We start from the raw sequence: 16,860 nt of genomic DNA on the forward strand, positions 1-16,860 counted from the left end.
GGTCAGAAACGCAGGACGCCCCAGCGGTCCGGACGGTGCATGTCCTCGACGTACTGCGGCGACCAGACCCAGAACTCGATCTCCTCGCCCTTGACGTAGGCGCCGTCGACCACCTCGTGCGGCCACTCGCACCGCATCAGGTTCATCCGCCACTCGTCACCCGGCGCGGGCGGGGCCGCCCGGTCCTCGTTGTAGGCGGCCAGGTCGGCCCACGGTACGGCGAGCTCCACCGACCAGCCGGTGTCCGTGTCGGCCGGGTCGTTGACCGTGCCGTCGACGTGGATCGCGGTCCGCAGGCCGGGCAGGTTGGTCGGGTCGACCGGTACGCCGCCGTCGACGTACGGCTTGGGCAGGGTCAGCTCCCAGATCGTGCCGAGCGGGTTGATCTCGAACTCGTAGTAGTTCTGCCCGTCGCCGTCCGGGTCGAGGAACAGCTCGAAGTTGTTCTCGTGGAACAGCTTGCTGTTGTGCTCGGTCATCGTGGCCCAGACGTGCGGCTCCTCGAGCAGCGCGCCGAGGTAGAGGTACTCGTCGTCGTACATCAGCTTCGCCCGGGTCCGGAACCGCGGCGTGGGGCCGTCGGCGATCGGGACGAAGTCGCTCGTCCAGGGCGCCGCCGCCCAGGCCGGGTCGGTCAGGGTGCCGTCGAGGTTCGGGGCGGTGGCGGTTCGCGGGCACTCGTAGACGGGCAGGTCAGGCATCGGCACGCTCCAGCAGTCGGGCGACGAGGTTGGCGAGCAGGAAGGTGAGGGCGGTCAGCGCCGGGACCACGGCCAGGATCCAGGGCGAGTCCAGGTGACCGGTCAGGAAGGCGAGCACGACCGCGGCCATGAACGCGATCCCGAGGAACGGGACCAGCTTCGGGTGCGGCATCGCGAGCCGGCCCAGCGCGAGCGCGCCGAGGACGATCGTGACCACGATGATGACCACCAGCAACGGAAGGCCGAGCGCGCCGCAGTTCGTGGTGTCGCGGAACCGGTCGCAGCTGCGCTCACTCAGCCAGACCAGCGCGACGGCGGCGAACCCGCAGAGCAGGCCGACCACGGCGAGGATCAGCAGCGGCGGCAACGGCGGGGCGTCGTACCGCCCCGGGCGCTCCGCGGCCTCTTCCTCGTCGGCGGCCTCCAGGACGGCCTCCAGATCGTCCGGCATCCGATCGTCGTCCTGACCCTGACTCATTGCCGCAGGCTATCGGGCTCCCAGCGACTTCGCGATCGCGTCCCGCACCTGCGCGTCGGTCGGAGCAGGTACGCCGTACTCCGCGGCGAGCTCCCGCAGCGACACCATCGTCACGTCATGCAGGCCGCAACTCGTGAACGTGTGAAAGATCCCCATCTCCGGGTCGACGTTCACCGAGAACCCGTGACTGGTGACGCCGCGCCGGATCCGCATCCCGATCGAGCACAGCTTCCGCCCGTCCGCGGTCCATACCCCGACCAGGCTGCTGGCACCCTTCGGCGTGTCCCGCCGTACCAGGGGGAACCCGAGCGTGCCGAGCGCAGCGATCAGTCCGTTCTCCACCCAGCGGACGACGTCCACCGGCCCGCGCTGCTTCAGGTCGATGACCAGATACCCCACCAGCTGCCCAGGCCCGTGATAGGTCGCGAACCCGCCCCGATCGACCGCGACCGTCGGGATCCCGGCCGTCTCCGCCGGCAGGTCGTCCAGCACCGTCCGGGGCCCGTAGGTGATCACCGGCGGATGGCTCAGGAAGAACAGCCGGTCCTCGGCCTTCCCCTCGACCCGCTCCTCGACCCAGCCGCGCATGTCCTTCGCCGCGACCTCGTACTCGACCTCACCCAGATCAACGCGTTGCACGCGTCCAGCAAAGCACGAGGGCGGTGACCGGAGTCACCGCCCTCATGGGTGGTCGGGCTGACAGGATTTGAACCTGCGACCTCTTCGTCCCGAACGAAGCGCGCTACCAAGCTGCGCCACAGCCCGAATCGCCGTTAGCTTACATGGGCTCAGCGCCCGGACGAAATCGGGTTTAGCCGGGGCACCAGCGTGAGCAGCGTCGCCTCCGGACGGCAGGCGAAACGGACCGGGGCGTACGGGGACGTACCGAGGCCGGCGGACACGTGGAGAGCGGCTTGGCGGCCGTTGTGGCCCCACGTGGACAGGCCCTTCACCCGGGATGTGTCGAGGTCGCAGTTCGTCACCAGAGCGCCGTACACCGGGACCGCGAGCTGACCGCCATGGGTGTGGCCGGCCAGCACGAGTGGGTAGCCGTCGCCGACGAAACCGTTCAGCACGCGCTGGTACGGCGCATGCGTGACGCCGATCGACAGGTCGGCCATCGGGTCGATCTCACCGGCAACCTCGTCGTACCGGTCGCGCTTGATGTGCGGGTCGTCGGTGCCGGCGAAGTCCAGCCGCAGGCCGTTGACCTTGAGCGTCGCCTTCGCGTTGTTCAGGTCGGTCCAGCCGGCGCCGGTGAACGCCTTGCGCATCTCCTCGAACGGGAGGTCCGGGCCGTGCGGCTTGTGCCGCTGCTTGTGCGCGGGCAGCAGGTACTTCCCCGGGTTCTTGAAATGCGGCTTCCAGTAGTCGTTGGAGCCGAAGACGAACACGCCGGGTACGTCGAGCAGATCGCCGTACGCACGGAGCAGCGGGCGGACCGAGTCCTCGTGGGAGAGGTTGTCGCCGGTGTTGACGACCAGGTCCGGCTCGAGCGCGGCCAGGTCGTTGACCCAGCGGATCTTCTTCTCCTGCGTCGGCCAAAGGTGCAGGTCGGACAGGTGCAGCACGCGGAGCGGCGCCGTACCCTCCGGGAGCACCGGCACGGTCACCCTGCGCAGCGTGTACCAGCGCACCTCGATACCGGCCGCGTAGGCGACGCAGGCCGCGCCGATGGCACCGACGACCGCAGTGGTCTTCAGCGTGGTGGTGGCGATGCTGCGCAAGCTCATTTCTCCAGCCTGCCACAATCATGGTCATGTCCAACTCCGGAATGAAGCAGCGCCTGCACGACGACATGACCGCCGCCCTCAAGGCGCGCGACGAGATCCGCAAGTCGACCCTGCGGATGGCGCTCACCGCGATCACCAAGGCGGAGGTGGCCGGCAAGGAGGCCCGGGAGCTCAGCGACCCGGAGATCGTCGACGTCCTGAGCTCGGAAGCGAAGAAGCGCCGGGAGTCCGTCGTCGCCTACCGCGACGCCGGCCGCGCCGAGCTCGCCGACAAGGAACAGGCCGAGGCGGACATCCTCGCGGAGTACCTCCCCGAGCAACTCACCGAGGACGAGATCAAGGCCCTGGTCACCGAGGCCATCGCCGCGACCGGCGCCGCCGAGCTCGGCCCGCGCGGCATCGGCAAGGTCATGGGCGCCCTCCAGCCCAAGGTCAAGGGCAAGGCAGACGGCGGCGTCGTCTCCGCCGAGGTGAAGCGCCAGCTCGGCGCCTGACCGCAAGAGAAAAGGGGCCTCGGTCGAGGCCCCTTTTCTTTAGCGGTTCGGCCCGCAGTTCGGGTACTTGGGATTCCAGGGCGGGCAGGTGTTGCCGCCATGGCCCGGGGGTTTCGTCGTGTTCTGCGGCGTTGTGGGCTGGCCGCCCTTCTTGCTGCCGTTGGAGATGTAGATCGTCACCAGCGAGCCCTCCGGCGCGCCGTCGCGCTGGCGCGGGTCGGTGTAGGCGACGGTGCCGGCGGTCTCCTCGGAGTTGACCGTGCCGGGCGCGATCGCGGTCTCGAACCCGGCCTGCTTCAGCTTGTTGGCGGCGTCGTCCGGGTTCATCCCGTTCACGAACGGCAGGCCCTTCACGTCACCGCGCTGGACCTTGTCGGAGGGCGCGACGAAGTGCGTGGTCGGGTAGCCCTGCAGCGCGCCCTGGAGCGCGGTCTCCCAGATCGGGCCGGCAGTACCGGAACCGGTCGGGTCGTCGATGTGCTCGCCGTTCAGGGTCTGGTTGTGCAGCGGCTTGTAGGGCAGCGAGGCATCCGCGACCACCGACGCGGCCGCGAGCTTGGTCGAGTAGCCGGAGTACCAGACGGCCTTGGCCTCGTTGATCGTTCCGGTCTTGCCGGCCAGGTCGCTGTTGCCGAACTTCAGGTGCTGACCGGTACCGCCCGTCTCCATCACCTGGTGCAGTACGGCGTTCACGCCGTCCGCGACCTCCGGGGCCAGCGCTTGCTTGCAGTCCGCGCCCGGCGTGCTGATCGACTTGCCGGCCGCGTTCTTCACCGAGGTGATGACCCACGGCGTGCAGTACATGCCCCGCGCGGCGAAGGCGGCGTACGCGTTCGCCAGCTGCAGCGGGGTCACGTTGTCGACGCCCAGTGTCATCGACGGCACCTGCTGGAGCGGGCCGAGCGACTGGGCGTTGTACATGCCCAGGGCCGCCGAGATCCTGGCGATCGAGCACAGGCCCGTCCGCTGCGAGAGCTGCAGGAAGTAGGTGTTGGTGGACTTCTGCGCCGCCTGGATCATGGTCGGGTCCGGCACGTTCGTCGTCGAGTTCTTCGGCGTGTAGTCGTCCGGGGTCTTCACCGTGCCGTTGCAGGTCTGGAACTTCGTCCCGCCCAGCGGCAACGGGCTCGGCGAGTTGATCTTGTAGGTGAGCGGGATACCCTTCTGGATCGCGGCGGCGATGGTGAACGCCTTCATCGTCGAACCGTTCTGGAACCCGCCGTACCCGCCCGGGTAGGACTTCGGCACGTTGTAGTTGTACGACGTCTGGCCGCGCTTCTGCCCGTACGGCTGGCTCTGCGCCATCCCCTTCACCAGCCCGGTGCCCGGTTCGACGATCGTCACCGCGGCGATCGCCTGGTCGGTCGGCTTCGAGTGGACGTTGATCGAGTGCTGCGCGGCCGCCTGGATCTTCGGGTCGAGCGAGGTCCTGATGGTCAGGCCGGCGGTCTTGATGAAGTCCGACCGCTCCTGCTTGGACTTGCCGAAGGCCGGGTTGGCCTCGAGCTGGGAGAGCACGAACTCGCAGTAGAACGGGTAGGCGCCGTTGGCGCAGCCGAGTTTGTTCGGGCGGACCTTGGCCGGGTCGATGACCGGGGCCTTGAGGGCCGAGTTGGCCTGGGCCACCGAGATCACGTGCAGCTGGAGCATCCGCTTGATGACCACGTCGCGGCGGTCCTTGGCGCGCTTCATGTTGTTCGTCGGGTCGTAGCCGGTCGGGTTCTTCACCAGACCGGCCAGCATCGCGGCCTGCGGCAGCGTGAGCCGCGCGGCGTCGACGGAGAAGTAGTGCTGGGCCGCGGCCTGGATACCCCAGGCACCGTCGCCGAAGTTCGCCAGGTTGAGGTACTTCTCCAGGATCTCGTTCTTCGAGTACTCCTTCTCGACCGCGATCGCGTACCGGAGCTCGGCGAGCTTGCGCTGGTAGCTGTCGGCGGTCGCGGCGGCGACCTCCTCCGGCGTCTTCGCCTTCTCGACCAGGCTGATCTTCACGAACTGCTGGGTGATGCTCGACCCACCCTGCTGCACCGATCCGGAGGACTGGTTCTGCAGCAGCGCGCGGAGCGTGCCCTTCAGGTCCAGGGCGCCGTGCTCGTAGAACCGGTCGTCCTCGATCGCGACGATCGCCTTCTGCATGATCGGCGCGACGGCGGCGAGCTTGACCGGCACCCGGTTCTGCTCGGCCAGGGTGGCGATCAGGTGGCCTTTGGAGTCCAGGATCTGGCTCTTCTGCTTCAGCGGGACCTCGTCGAACTGCTGCGGCAGGTCCTGCAGGGTCTCGGAGGTCTGCTCGGTCGTGAAGCCGGCCAGGCCGGCCAGCGGGATGGCGAGACCGGCGGCCAGGGCCCCCGACAGCACGCTCACCCCGAGGAACAGAACCACCGATTGGACGACTCCCCGGTCGCCCTTTTCCCTGACGCGCATGGTTATAGAGACTACGGGATCGGCATTTTGGGTTACCGCTGCGAGTGTGAATTGCGTCACTGACTCTGGACAAAGTTCATCCAAAAGGACGAGGGCCCGGGCAGGTGCCCGGGCCCTCGTTCGGTACTGCGTTACGCGGCGTACTGGTGCGCTTGCACCTCGGCCGGCTCCAGGGCCAGCTCGAGCACCTCGCGGACGTCGCTCACCGGGTGAACGGTCAGCTCCGCGAGCACGGACGCGGGGACGTCCTCCAGGTCCGGCTCGTTCCGCTTCGGGATCAGGATCGTGGTCAGCCCGGCCCGGTGCGCGGCGAGCAGCTTCTGCTTCACCCCACCGATCGGGAGCACCCGTCCGGTCAGCGACACCTCACCGGTCATCGCGACCTCCGAGCGGACCGGCCGCCCGGACAGCAGCGACGCCAGCGCCGTCGTCATCGTCACACCCGCCGACGGTCCGTCCTTCGGGACAGCACCGGCCGGCACGTGGATGTGTGCGTTCCGCTCGGCCAGGTCGCCCACGGGCAGGCCCAGCTCCGCGCCGTGCGAGCGCAGGTACGACAGGGCGATCTGCGCCGACTCCTTCATCACGTCGCCCAGCTGCCCGGTCAGCGTGACTCCGGTCGGACCGGTCTCCTTGTCGGCCAGCGACGCCTCGACGAAGAGCACGTCACCACCCGCGCCGGTCACCGCGAGGCCAGTGGCCACACCCGGCAGCGCCGTACGCTCCGCCGACTCCGGCGTGAACTTCGGCGACCCCAGGTACTCCTTCAGGTCACCTCCACCGATCGCCAGCACACCGAGGTCTTCGCCCAGCGCGAGCTTGGCCGTCACCTTCCGCAGTACGCGGGAGATCGACCGCTCCAGCTGCCGTACGCCGGCTTCCCGCGTGTACTCGCCGGCCAGCAACCGCAGCGCCGAGTCGTCGATGGTCACTTCGTCCGCGGTCAGGCCCGCCCGCTCCAGCTGACGCGGGAGCAGGTGGTCACGGGCGATCGTGACCTTCTCGTCCTCGGTGTAGCCGTCGAGCTGCACCAGCTCCATCCGGTCCAGCAGCGGCGCCGGGATGGAGTCCAGCACGTTCGCCGTGGCCAGGAAGACCACGTCGGACAAGTCCAGCTCGACCTCCAGGTAGTGGTCCCGGAAGGTGTGGTTCTGCGCCGGGTCGAGGACCTCCAGCAGGGCGGCCGTCGGGTCGCCCCGGTAGTCCGCACCGACCTTGTCGATCTCGTCCAGCAGGACGACCGGGTTCATCGAACCCGCCTCGGTGATCGCCCGGACGATGCGGCCCGGCAATGCACCGACGTACGTCCGCCGGTGACCACGGATCTCGGCCTCGTCCCGGACGCCACCCAGGGCGACCCGGACGAACTTCCGGCCCATCGCACGAGCCACGGACTCACCCAGCGAGGTCTTACCCACACCGGGAGGCCCGACCAGGGCCAGTACGGCGCCACTACGACGCCCACCGACCACACCGAGCCCACGGTCCGCGCGGCGACGCCGTACGGCCAGGTACTCCGTGATGCGCTGCTTCACGTCGTCCAGACCGGCGTGGTCCGCGTCCAGCACGGCCCGCGCCTCGCGGATGTCGTAGCTGTCCTCGGTCCGGTCGTTCCACGGCAGCTCGAGCACGGTGTCCAGCCAGGTCCGGATCCAGCCGACCTCAGGGGACTGCTCGGCGGTCCGCTCCAGCTTGTCGACCTCGGCGAGCGCGGCCTTGCGGACGTGCTCGGGCAGGTCGGCGGCCTCGACGCGGGCGCGGTAGTCCTCTTCCTCGGTCTCGGCCTTGCCGTCCAGCTCGGCCAGCTCCTTGCGGATCGCGGCCATCTGCTGGCGCAGCAGGAACTCCCGCTGCTGCTTCTCCATACCCTCCTGGACGTCCTTCTGGATCGTCTCGGAGACCTCGAGCTCGGCGAGGTGGTCCTTGACCCAGCCGATCAGCTTCTCCAGCCGCTCGGTGACGTTGGCGTTCTCCACCAGCCAGGACTTCTGCTCGTTGGTCAGGTACGACGCGTAACCGGCCAGGTCGGCCAGCTCCGCGGGGTCGCTCACCTGCTTCATCGAGTCGATCACCTGGTAGGCGCCGCGCCGCTGCAGCACCGAGGTGACCAGCGTCTTGTACTCCCGCGCGAGCTCGGCCGACCGGGAGTCGGTGATCTCGTGCAGGACGGTCGCGCCCACCCAGAGGGCGGCACCCGGACCGGTGGTCCCGGCGCCGATCAGGACCCGCGAGGTCCCGCGGATCACAGCCGCCTGGGCGCCGCCCGGCAGCCGGCCGATCTGCTCGATCTCACCGAGCGTCCCGGCCTTGGCATATTTTCCGTCCAGCCGCGGTACCAGCAGCACCTGGTCCTGCCCCGACGCCTGCGCGGCATCGATCGCCGCCCGGGCCTCGCTGTCGGCCAGGCGGACCGGCACCACCATTCCCGGCAGGACGACCGCGTCGTCCAACGGCAGAACAGGAAGATTCAACGTATCGGTCACGCTGTCACACCCTTATCTCAAGATTGAGTCTGACAGGCTCAACCAAGGGCGCGAGCAGGGCATTCCCCGTTCGCTGAGGGTGAAACTCAGGCGGTCAGCAGGTCGCCGATGCGACGCAGGCCGGTCAGGTCGTGCACGTCGTCGGCGAGCGCGGGTACTTCGATGGTCGCGATCGCGCGGTGTGACCGGCGGAACCGGTCTGCCCGCTTCTCGTCGCCCACCACCTGGTGCATCTTGTCGGCGTGCAACCGCAGTACTGCGGCCGTCAGTGGCGACTTGTCCGCCTCGTCGAGCTTCTCGGCGGCGGCCAGGGACCGCTGGGCCGACAGCTCCGGGGCTTCCGTCGTCGTCACCCTGTTCAGCACGACACCGGCCAGGGGCATTCCCTCGGCGCGCAGGCGCTCGGCGAAGTACGACGCCTCGCGCAGCGCGTCGTTCTGCGGCGAGGCCACGACCAGGAACGCGGTGTGCGGCTCGCGCAGCAGCGCAACGGTCTGCTCGGCCCGCTGCCGGAAGCCGCCGAACAAGGTGTCGAAGGCCGCGACGAACGTCTGTACGTCGGTCAGCACCTGCGTGCCGAGCACCTTGTTGAGCACCGACATCGCCATGCTCACGCCGGCCGACATCAGCTTGAACGGTCCGCGCGCGGGCGCCAGCAGGAGCCTGAGGAAGCGTCCCTCGAGCAGCGAGGCGAGACGCTCGGGCGCGTCCAGGAAGTCGAGCGCAGAGCGTGACGGCGGGGTGTCGACGACGATCAGGTCCCAGTCGCCGGTGCGCTCTGCCTGCTTGTGCAGCTGGCCGAGCTTTTCCATCGCCATGTACTCCTGCGTGCCGGCGAACGACGAGGACAGCGCCACGTAGAACGGGTTCGCGAGGATCTGCTCGGCCTTCTCCGGCGTCGCGTGCTGCAGGACGACGTCGTCGAACGTCCGCTTCATGTCCAGCATCATCGCGTCCAGCCGGCCGCCGTCGACGCCGGTGACCGCGCGGGGGGTGTTGTCGAGCTCGGTCAGCCCGAGCGACTGCGCGAGCCGCCGGGCCGGGTCGATCGTCAGGACGACGACCTTCCGCCCGCGCTCCGCCGCCCGCAACCCCAGTGCTGCCGCGGTAGTCGTCTTCCCCACGCCGCCGGCGCCACACGTGACGATGATCCGGGTCTCGGGGTCGTCGATGAGCGCATCGAGGTCAAGGGCCGCGCGCTGCTGCTCGCTCATGCCTTCAGCTCCTCGGCCAGGTCGAACAGGGCGCCGTGGTCGATCCCCTCGGGCTGCACCTCCAGCTCGACGACTTTCTTGCCCAGGGCATCGATTCGGTCGCGGTTCTCGCCCTCCAGACCGACCCGGACCGCGTGGTCGCGGGCCTCGGCGGCGAGCGTCTTCACCAGGTCGTCGCCGATGGTGATCCCGGCCGCCTTCAGGCCTCGGGTCAGCTCGGCGGTGGGCAGTTTCTCCTTCACCGCAAGGGCCAGCGCGTCGTCGTCGAGCGGGCTGTTGCGGACCATGTTCACCACGACCGAGCCGATCCGCAGGTCGAGCTTCTCCAGCTGCTCGACCGCGTCGAGGGTCTCCTGGACCGGCATCTCCTCGAGCAGCGTGACCAGATGGATCCGGGTCACGTCCGAGCGGAGCATGCCCGTGATCGCGTCCGCCTGGTTACGGATCGGACCCACCTTGGCCAGGCCGGCGACCTCGTGGTTGACGTTGAGGAACCGCCCGATCCGCCCGGTCGGCGGTGCGTCCAGCACGACCGCGTCGTACGCCAGCTTGCCGTGCGCCTTGCGGCGGGTCGCCTCGTAGACCTTGCCGGTGAGCAGTACGTCGCGGAGCCCCGGGGCGATGGTGGTGACGAAGTCGATCGCGCCGACCTTCTCCAGCGCCTTCCCGGCGCGGCCGAGGTGGTAGTACATGTCGAGGTATTCGAGCAGGGCCGCCTCGGCGTCCACGGCGAGCGCGAACACCTCGCCGCCACCGGGGCCCTGGGCGATCCGCGTCTCGACGTACGGCAGCGGCGGTACGTCGAACAGCTGCGCCAGCCCCTGGCGACCCTCGACCTCGACCAGGAGCACCCGCTTGCCCTCGTCGGCCAGCGAGAGCGCCATTGCGGCCGCGACAGTCGTCTTCCCGGTGCCACCCTTCCCGGTGACCACGTGCAGTCGCGCCATGCTCCCAGGGTAGGACGTGGCCCACAGCACACCGGGTCGGGCGCCCGTTAGAGTCCCCTTCATGAAGAAGTTCGAGTACTTCACCGCGCCGCTGCTGGTCCACTCGACCAAGGAGATCCTGGACAACTTCGGCCAGGACGGCTGGGAGCTGGTCCAGGTCGTCCCGGGCCTGAACCCGGAGAACCTGGTCGCCTACTTCAAGCGGGAGATCGAGGACAAGTGAGCCACCCGGAAGAGAAGCTGGCCGAGCTCGGCTTGAAGCTGCCCGAGGTGGCCAAGCCGGTCGCCGCCTACGTCCCGGCCGTGCGGACCGGTGATCTCGTCTACACGTCCGGCCAGCTGCCGCTCCGCGAGGGCGCGCTGATCGCCACCGGGAAGGTCGGCGGCGAGGTCTCCGCCGAGGTGGCGAGCGAGTGCGCCCAGCAGTGCGCGCTGAACGCGCTGGCCGCGGTCAAGGCGGAGATCGGCGACCTGGCGAACGTGAAGCGGATCGTCAAGGCGGTCGCCTTCATCGCCTCCACCCCCGACTTCACCGGCCAGCCGCAGGTCGCCAACGGCGCCTCGGAACTCTTCGGCCAGCTCTTCGCCGAAGCCGGCCAGCACGCCCGCAGCGCCGTCGGTGTCCCCGTCCTCCCCCTCGACGCCCCGGTAGAGGTCGAACTGATCGTCGAGGTCGGCTGACCGCGCGTGCGTGACCTCAGGTCGCAGCTGATGAGCGGTCGGATGGCCGACACCGCCCTCGACCACGTGCGCAGTGGGCGTACGCCGGTCGAGGCGCGGCCGGCCGCCACGGTCATCCTGCTTCGTGACGCTCCGGCGGGACTCGAGGTGTACTTGTTGCGACGGCAGCGGACCATGGCGTTTGCGGCCGGGATGACGGTGTTTCCCGGCGGACGGGTGGACGCCACCGACTCGAGCGTGGCGGATTCGTGGTCCGGCCCGTCGCCGGCGTGGTTCGCCGCTCGGCTGGGGTGCGACGAGGCGACGGCCTCGGCGTACGTCGCGGCCGCTGTGCGCGAGACCTTCGAGGAGTCCGGGGTACTGCTGGCCGGCCCCTCGGGTACCGCGATCGTCGGCGACACCACGGGTGACGACTGGGAGAACGACCGCGTCGCACTGGAGAACCGCGGGCTGGGTTTCTCCGAGTTCCTGCACCGGCGACGGCTCGTACTCCGCGCCGACCTGCTCGGACCGTGGGCGCACTGGATCACCCCGGAGTTCGAGCCGAAGCGCTACGACACCGCCTTCTTCGTCGCCGCGCTCCCGGCCGGTCAGCTGACCCGCGACGTGACCAGCGAGTCCGACCAGGTCACCTGGATCCGCCCCGGAGACGCGGTGGCGGCCGTCGACGCGGGCGAGACGCTGATGCTGCCCCCGACGTACCTCTGCTGCCGCGACCTCGCGCAGTACGACGACGTCGCCGGGGTACTGGCCGGAGCGGGCGACCGGGAGATCCGCACGATCATGCCGACCGTACGGATCGACGGCGACCAGGCCTATCTGGAGACCACATGACTGACTACGCGACCCTTGTGCGCGCGGACAACCCCGGCCTGATGACGCTGGACGGCACCAACACCTGGATCCTCCGGGCGCCGGGCTCGGACGTCTCGGTGGTCGTCGACCCTGGCCCGATGCTCGAGGACCACCTCCGCGCGGTGCTCGACGCCGCAGGCAAGGTCGGCGTCGTACTGCTCACCCACAAGCACCCGGACCACTCCGAGGGCGCGGCCTGGTTCGCCAACCAGGCGGGCTGTGGCGTACGAGCGGTAGATCCCGCCTTCCGCATCCCCACCGACCATGCGCACGGCCTCGCCGAGGGCGACGTGATTACCGCCGGCGGGCTCCGCATCGAGGTCCTGCCGACGCCCGGCCACACCCTGGACTCCGTCTGCTTCTGGCTCCCGCAGGACGGCTCGCTGCTCACCGGCGACACGGTCCTCGGCCGCGGTACGTCGGTCGTCGCGCACCCGGACGGTGCCTTGGGCCCCTATCTCGAGTCGCTCGAGAAGCTCCGCGCCTTCGCCAACTCACCGGCCGGTGTAGACCGCTTACTTCCCGGCCACGGCCCGGTCATCGACAACCCGGCCTCGGTCCTCAACTACTACCTCAACCACCGTCAGGAACGCCTGGAGCAGGTCCGGCAGGCGGTAGCCGCCGGTCACACCACCCCAGAGGCCGTCGTCGAGCAGGTGTACGCCGACGTCGACCGCAACCTCTGGCCCGCCGCCGAACGCTCGGTGCGGGCCCAGCTGGACTACCTGAACGCTTAGCGGGCGCGCCGCTGCAGGCGGTCGACGTCGAGGAGCACGACCGAGCGCGGCTCGAGGCGGACCCAGCCACGGGAGGCGAAGTCGGCCAGGGCCTTGTTGACCGTCTCGCGGGAGGCGCCGACCAGCTGGGCGAGCTCCTCCTGCGTGAGGTCGTGGTGGACGTGGACGCCGTCGTCCGCAGTACGGCCGAACCGGCTGGCCAGGTCCAGCAGCGCCTTGGCGACGCGGCCCGGTACGTCGGAGAAGACCAGGTCGGCGACCACGTCGGAGACCTTGCGGAGCCGCGAGGCCAGCTGGAGGAGCAGACCGCGCGCGACGGCCGGGCGGCCGTCCAGCCAGCGCAGCAGCTCGTCGTGGGTCAGGGACATCATCGTGGCGTCGGTCACAGCCGTGACGGTCGCGGACCGCGGTCCCGGGTCGAACAGCGACAGCTCACCGAACATCTGGCCCGGGCCGAGCACGGCGATCAGGTTCTCCCGGCCGTCGGCCGACGTCCGCCCGAGCTTGACCTTGCCCTCGGTGACGATGAACAGCCGGTCGCCCGAGTCGCCCTCGTGGAACAGCACCTGACCGCGGCGCAGCCGGCTCTCGGTCATCGACGCGGCCAGGGCGTCGGCCGCCTCGTCGTCGAGCTGACTGAACAGCGGTGCCTGTCGGAGCACTGCGGCATCCACTTTGGGCCTCCTAGGACCTTCGACCACGACTCCGGACGTGGGATCCGCCACGTCCGTCGACCGGTATGTGTACACCCGGTCGCCCCAAAACCGTAGCCCCTCCAGTGTCGGCCCCGCCACGTAGGCTGTCCTCCATGCCATCCCCGCGTGTCGCAGAGCCACTTCCGGGTGCCCTTCCGGTGGTCCTGCTGAAGCTCCCTCGCAAGGCGCCGGTCTATACCGACGAGACCCCCACCCAGCTGGTCCGCCGGGCCCGGAAGATGCACAAGGTGCTCACCGACACGTACCCGGACGCGCACTGCGAGCTGGACTTCACCAACCCGCTCGAGCTGCTGGTCGCGACCATCCTGTCGGCGCAGACGACCGACGTGATGGTGAACAAGGTGACCCCGACGCTGTTCGCGAAGTACCCGACGGCGCAGGCGTACGCCGAGGCCGACCGGGACGAAATGGAGACGATCCTCAAGCCGACCGGGTTCTTCCGGGCCAAGACCAACAGCGTGATGAAGCTCGGCCAGGCCCTCGTCGACGACTACGACGGGGTAGTGCCGGGCACGCTGGCCGAGCTGGTGAAGCTGCCCGGCACCGGCCGGAAGACGGCCAACGTGGTGCTCGGCAACGCGTTCGGCGTCCCGGGGATCACCGTGGACACGCACTTCGGGCGGCTGGTCCGCCGGTTCGGCTGGACCACCGAGGAGGACCCGGTCAAGGTCGAGCACCTGATCGGCGCGCTGTTCCCGAAGAAGGACTGGACCATGCTCTCGCACCGGCTGATCTTCCACGGCCGCCGCCGCTGCCACGCGAAGAAGCCGGCCTGCGGCGCCTGCCCGATCGCCCAGTGGTGCCCGTCGTACGGCACCGGCCCGACCGACCCCGAGGTCGCCGCGAAGCTGGTGAAGGTCCCCACAGCGTGAACCTCCCCGTTCGTGCTGCGGCTGGGGTTGTGTTGCTGGTTGCGCTGGTGGCGTGCGGCACCGACCAGCCTGGTGCTGCGTCCTCGTCGAGTGGTCAGCGGTCGATCGCTGGTGCCGACCAGTTGGTCGACTGCCCGTCGACGCCGTCCAAGCCTCCGGCCACGAAGGGGCTCCCCGACGTCAGCCTGCCGTGTCTCGGCAGCGGGCCGGATACCCGTCTGGCCGACCTCCGCGGTCCGCTCGTCGTCAACGTCTGGGCCCAGTGGTGTACGCCGTGCCGCGCCGAGGCGCCGTACCTCGCCCAGCTCGCCAAGTCGGGCAAGGTGAAGATGCTCGGCATCGACTACGACGACCCGCGCCCGGAGCTCGCGGTGAAGTTCGCCACCGAGCACGGGCTGGCCTACCCGCACCTGTTCGACCAGGACAAGGCGATCAAGCAGCCCCTCCGCGTCGCCGGTCCGCCGCTGACCGCGTTCATCGACAAGGACGGCGCGGTCGCCTTCGTGCACCACGGCGTACTCACCTCGCAGGCGCAGCTCGACCAGCTGGTGAAGGACCACCTCGGAGTGACCCCGTGATGGACGTCGAGATCCCGGACTGGCTGCGCCCGTTGGCGAAGGCCTCGGCCGATGTCGACCCGAACCTGCTGTCCCGGTTCCTGCCGCCGAACGATCCCTCGGTCCGCCAGTCCGCCGTCCTGATCTTGCTTGCTGAAGGCAACGACGGTCCCGACGTACTGCTCACCGAGCGCGCCTGGACGCTTCGCAAGCATGCCGGGCAGATGGCCTTCCCCGGTGGCGGTGTCGACCCGACCGACGGCACCCCGGTCCGGACCGCGCTACGGGAGGCCGAGGAGGAGACCGGCCTCGATCCCGCCGGCGTCGTACCGTTCGCGCTCTGGCCGGCGCTGTGGGTGCCGGTCAGCAACTTCGGCGTGACGCCCGTGCTGGCCTGGTGGCGGGAGCCGTCACCGGTCGCGGTCGTCGACCCGGCCGAGGTCGCCTCGGTGCACCGGGTGCCGATCGCCGCGCTGGCCGACCCGGCCAACCGGATCAGCTGCCTGCACCCGTCCGGCTTCACCGGACCGGCGTTCACCGTCGGTGACCTCTACATCTGGGGCTTCACCGCCGGCCTGCTGGACAAATTGCTGCTGCTCGGTGGGTGGCAGCAAGACTGGGACCCCTCGGTCGTCGTACCGTTGCCCGACCGACTGGTCGAGGCGGCCTGGCGGAGCGAGGGCCGACGGCCGGAGGACGTGCGGCGGATGACCGCCATCGAGCACGACCTGGGCCCGCTGGCAGGCGACGAGCCGGAAGGTGTGGAGTGAGCAAGCTCGACTGGGCGTTGCTGATCGTGACCGCGCTGGTAGCGATCTCCGGGTACATCGAAGGCTTCGTGCTGGGGGCGTGCGCCACGCTCGGCCTGCTCGGCGGCGCCGCGATCGGCGTGTGGGGCGTGCCGAAGATCCTGGACAACTTCTCACCGAGCGTGACGGTCTCGTTCGTCGCGCTGGTGCTCGTGGTGGTGCTGGCGTCGATCGGGCGAACGCTCGGTGCGCTCATCGGGTCCAAGGTCCGGAACAGGCTGTCCTGGAAACCGATCCGGTTCCTCGATGCGCTGGGCGGTGCGGCCCTGGCTGCGGCGTCGGTGCTGATCGTGTCGTGGGTCCTCGGGGTCGCGGTGAGCGGCGCGCGGATCCCCAGCGTGACGTCGGCCGTCCGCGGTTCCCAGGTGCTCGCCAAGGTCGACGAAGTACTGCCGGACAGTGCGGACCGGGCGCTGCAGTCGTTCAACGACGTGGTCAACACGGACCTGTTCCCGCGGTTCCTCGATCCGTTCGTCCCGGAGCGCATCCGCGATACCCAGCCGCCGGACAGCGCGATCGCGCGGCAGCCGCTGGTGCGTACGGCGTACTCGCGGATCGCCAAGGTGACTGGTGTGGCGAGCTGCTCGCGTGGGCTCGAGGGCAGCGGCTTCGTCTACGCACCGCAGCGGGTGATGACGAACGCACACGTGGTCGCCGGCGTGACCTCGCCGCAGGTGGAGGTGAACGGGAAGAAGTACGACGGCCGGGTCGTCGTGTTCGATCCCGAGGTCGACATCGCGATCCTGTACGTGCCGAAGCTGACCGAGAAGCCGCTGGCCTTCGACTACACCGGCAAGGGCGACGACTCGGCGGTCGTGCTCGGCTACCCGGAGAACGGCCCGTTCGACTCCGAGCCGGCCCGGATCCGGTCCGAGGAACGCCTCCGCGGCCCCGACATCTACGGCGACAAGACGGTCACCCGCGAAGCGTTCTCGATCTGGGCCTCGGTCCGCCCCGGCAACTCCGGCGGCCCGCTGCTCTCGCCCAAGGGCACCGTGTATGGCGTGGTCTTCGCCGCCTCGGTCGAGGACAACCGCACCGGCTACGTGCTCACCGCCGAGCAGGTCTCCGACGACGCCCGCGACGGCACCACGGCAACCCAGGAAGTCTCAACCCAATCGTGTACGTGATGCAGCAAACCTGACCGGCCGCCGCATTC

At 69.5% G+C, this 16,860-nt stretch carries 18 protein-coding genes and 1 tRNA gene; 9 read left to right on the forward strand and 10 right to left on the reverse strand.

From position 1 onward, the window contains the following. Positions 1-2: 2 nt before the first annotated feature. The 5 genes from AB0E69_RS13770 to AB0E69_RS13790 all read right to left on the reverse strand — a co-directional run bounded on the left by AB0E69_RS13770 (position 3) and on the right by AB0E69_RS13790 (position 2,912). The gene (locus AB0E69_RS13770) at positions 3-701 is read right to left on the reverse strand and encodes a carbohydrate-binding family 9-like protein (protein WP_360143974.1); all 699 of its coding nucleotides are present in this window, start codon (positions 699-701) and stop codon (positions 3-5) included. Then, entirely contained in the window at positions 694-1,179 is a 486-nt protein-coding gene (locus tag AB0E69_RS13775) for a hypothetical protein (RefSeq protein ID WP_360143976.1), read from the reverse strand. The genes AB0E69_RS13770 and AB0E69_RS13775 overlap by 8 nt, the downstream gene beginning before the upstream one ends. 9 nt (positions 1,180-1,188) lie before the next feature. After that, positions 1,189-1,818, reverse strand: coding sequence for a lipoyl(octanoyl) transferase LipB (gene lipB / locus AB0E69_RS13780; RefSeq protein ID WP_360143979.1), 630 nt, complete (start codon positions 1,816-1,818; stop codon positions 1,189-1,191). 49 nt (positions 1,819-1,867) lie between these two features. Next, positions 1,868-1,944 (reverse strand) — tRNA-Pro (locus AB0E69_RS13785). 23 nt (positions 1,945-1,967) lie between these two features. Further along, positions 1,968-2,912: a metallophosphoesterase gene (locus AB0E69_RS13790; RefSeq protein ID WP_360143982.1), complete on the reverse strand. Its 945-nt coding sequence runs from the start codon at positions 2,910-2,912 to the stop codon at positions 1,968-1,970. Positions 2,913-2,938: 26 nt separating this feature from the next. Here AB0E69_RS13790 and AB0E69_RS13795 point away from each other — a divergent pair, with 26 nt between their 5' ends. After that, positions 2,939-3,406: a GatB/YqeY domain-containing protein gene (locus AB0E69_RS13795; protein ID WP_360143985.1), complete on the forward strand. Its 468-nt coding sequence runs from the start codon at positions 2,939-2,941 to the stop codon at positions 3,404-3,406. A 39-nt stretch (positions 3,407-3,445) separates the two neighbouring features. Here the strand turns inward: AB0E69_RS13795 and AB0E69_RS13800 are convergent, their stop codons facing one another. From AB0E69_RS13800 to AB0E69_RS13815, 4 genes are all read right to left on the reverse strand, one after another. Then, a complete protein-coding gene (locus tag AB0E69_RS13800; RefSeq protein WP_360143988.1) occupies positions 3,446-5,830 on the reverse strand; it encodes a transglycosylase domain-containing protein in 2,385 nt (794 codons plus the stop codon). Positions 5,831-5,961: 131 nt separating this feature from the next. Further along, entirely contained in the window at positions 5,962-8,313 is a 2,352-nt protein-coding gene (lon, locus tag AB0E69_RS13805) for an endopeptidase La (protein ID WP_360143991.1), read from the reverse strand. An 86-nt stretch (positions 8,314-8,399) separates the two neighbouring features. Continuing rightward, positions 8,400-9,527, reverse strand: a complete 1,128-nt coding sequence (locus AB0E69_RS13810; protein WP_360143994.1) for an ArsA family ATPase — start codon at positions 9,525-9,527, stop codon at positions 8,400-8,402. After that, positions 9,524-10,474, reverse strand: a complete 951-nt coding sequence (locus AB0E69_RS13815) for an ArsA-related P-loop ATPase (RefSeq protein ID WP_360143997.1) — start codon at positions 10,472-10,474, stop codon at positions 9,524-9,526. The genes AB0E69_RS13810 and AB0E69_RS13815 overlap by 4 nt, the downstream gene beginning before the upstream one ends. Before the next feature lie 61 nt (positions 10,475-10,535). On the opposite strand from AB0E69_RS13815, the gene AB0E69_RS13820 reads away from it, so the two are divergent. The 4 genes from AB0E69_RS13820 to AB0E69_RS13835 are packed head-to-tail and all read left to right on the forward strand — an operon-like array spanning position 10,536 to position 12,747. Continuing rightward, positions 10,536-10,697: a hypothetical protein gene (locus AB0E69_RS13820; RefSeq protein WP_165553378.1), complete on the forward strand. Its 162-nt coding sequence runs from the start codon at positions 10,536-10,538 to the stop codon at positions 10,695-10,697. After that, positions 10,694-11,155, forward strand: coding sequence for a RidA family protein (locus tag AB0E69_RS13825; RefSeq protein ID WP_360144000.1), 462 nt, complete (start codon positions 10,694-10,696; stop codon positions 11,153-11,155). Before AB0E69_RS13820 ends, AB0E69_RS13825 begins: the two co-directional genes overlap by 4 nt. Before the next feature lie 30 nt (positions 11,156-11,185). Then, positions 11,186-11,989, forward strand: coding sequence for an NUDIX hydrolase (locus AB0E69_RS13830; protein ID WP_360144003.1), 804 nt, complete (start codon positions 11,186-11,188; stop codon positions 11,987-11,989). Then, entirely contained in the window at positions 11,986-12,747 is a 762-nt protein-coding gene (locus AB0E69_RS13835) for an MBL fold metallo-hydrolase (RefSeq protein WP_360144006.1), read from the forward strand. Before AB0E69_RS13830 ends, AB0E69_RS13835 begins: the two co-directional genes overlap by 4 nt. Here AB0E69_RS13835 and AB0E69_RS13840 read toward each other — a convergent pair. Continuing rightward, positions 12,744-13,421: a Crp/Fnr family transcriptional regulator gene (locus AB0E69_RS13840; RefSeq protein WP_360144009.1), complete on the reverse strand. Its 678-nt coding sequence runs from the start codon at positions 13,419-13,421 to the stop codon at positions 12,744-12,746. The genes AB0E69_RS13835 and AB0E69_RS13840 overlap by 4 nt on opposite strands. A gap of 134 nt (positions 13,422-13,555) precedes the next feature. Here AB0E69_RS13840 and nth point away from each other — a divergent pair, with 134 nt between their 5' ends. From nth to AB0E69_RS13860, 4 genes are read left to right on the forward strand one after another with little or no spacing between them, the layout of a single operon-like run. After that, the gene (nth, locus tag AB0E69_RS13845; RefSeq protein WP_360144012.1) at positions 13,556-14,335 is read left to right on the forward strand and encodes an endonuclease III; all 780 of its coding nucleotides are present in this window, start codon (positions 13,556-13,558) and stop codon (positions 14,333-14,335) included. Continuing rightward, positions 14,332-14,913 carry a TlpA disulfide reductase family protein gene (locus tag AB0E69_RS13850; RefSeq protein WP_360144015.1) on the forward strand — a complete coding sequence of 194 codons (582 nt, stop codon included), beginning with the start codon at positions 14,332-14,334 and terminating at the stop codon, positions 14,911-14,913. The genes nth and AB0E69_RS13850 overlap by 4 nt, the downstream gene beginning before the upstream one ends. Further along, positions 14,913-15,662 carry a CoA pyrophosphatase gene (locus tag AB0E69_RS13855; protein WP_360144018.1) on the forward strand — a complete coding sequence of 250 codons (750 nt, stop codon included), beginning with the start codon at positions 14,913-14,915 and terminating at the stop codon, positions 15,660-15,662. Before AB0E69_RS13850 ends, AB0E69_RS13855 begins: the two co-directional genes overlap by 1 nt. Next, positions 15,659-16,831 (forward strand): MarP family serine protease, encoded by a 1,173-nt coding sequence (locus AB0E69_RS13860; RefSeq protein WP_360144021.1) that lies wholly within the window; start codon positions 15,659-15,661, stop codon positions 16,829-16,831. The genes AB0E69_RS13855 and AB0E69_RS13860 overlap by 4 nt, the downstream gene beginning before the upstream one ends. Positions 16,832-16,860: the final 29 nt, after the last annotated feature.

The organism is Kribbella sp. NPDC026611 (assembly GCF_040638345.1).
GTDB lineage: Bacteria > Actinomycetota > Actinomycetes > Propionibacteriales > Kribbellaceae > Kribbella.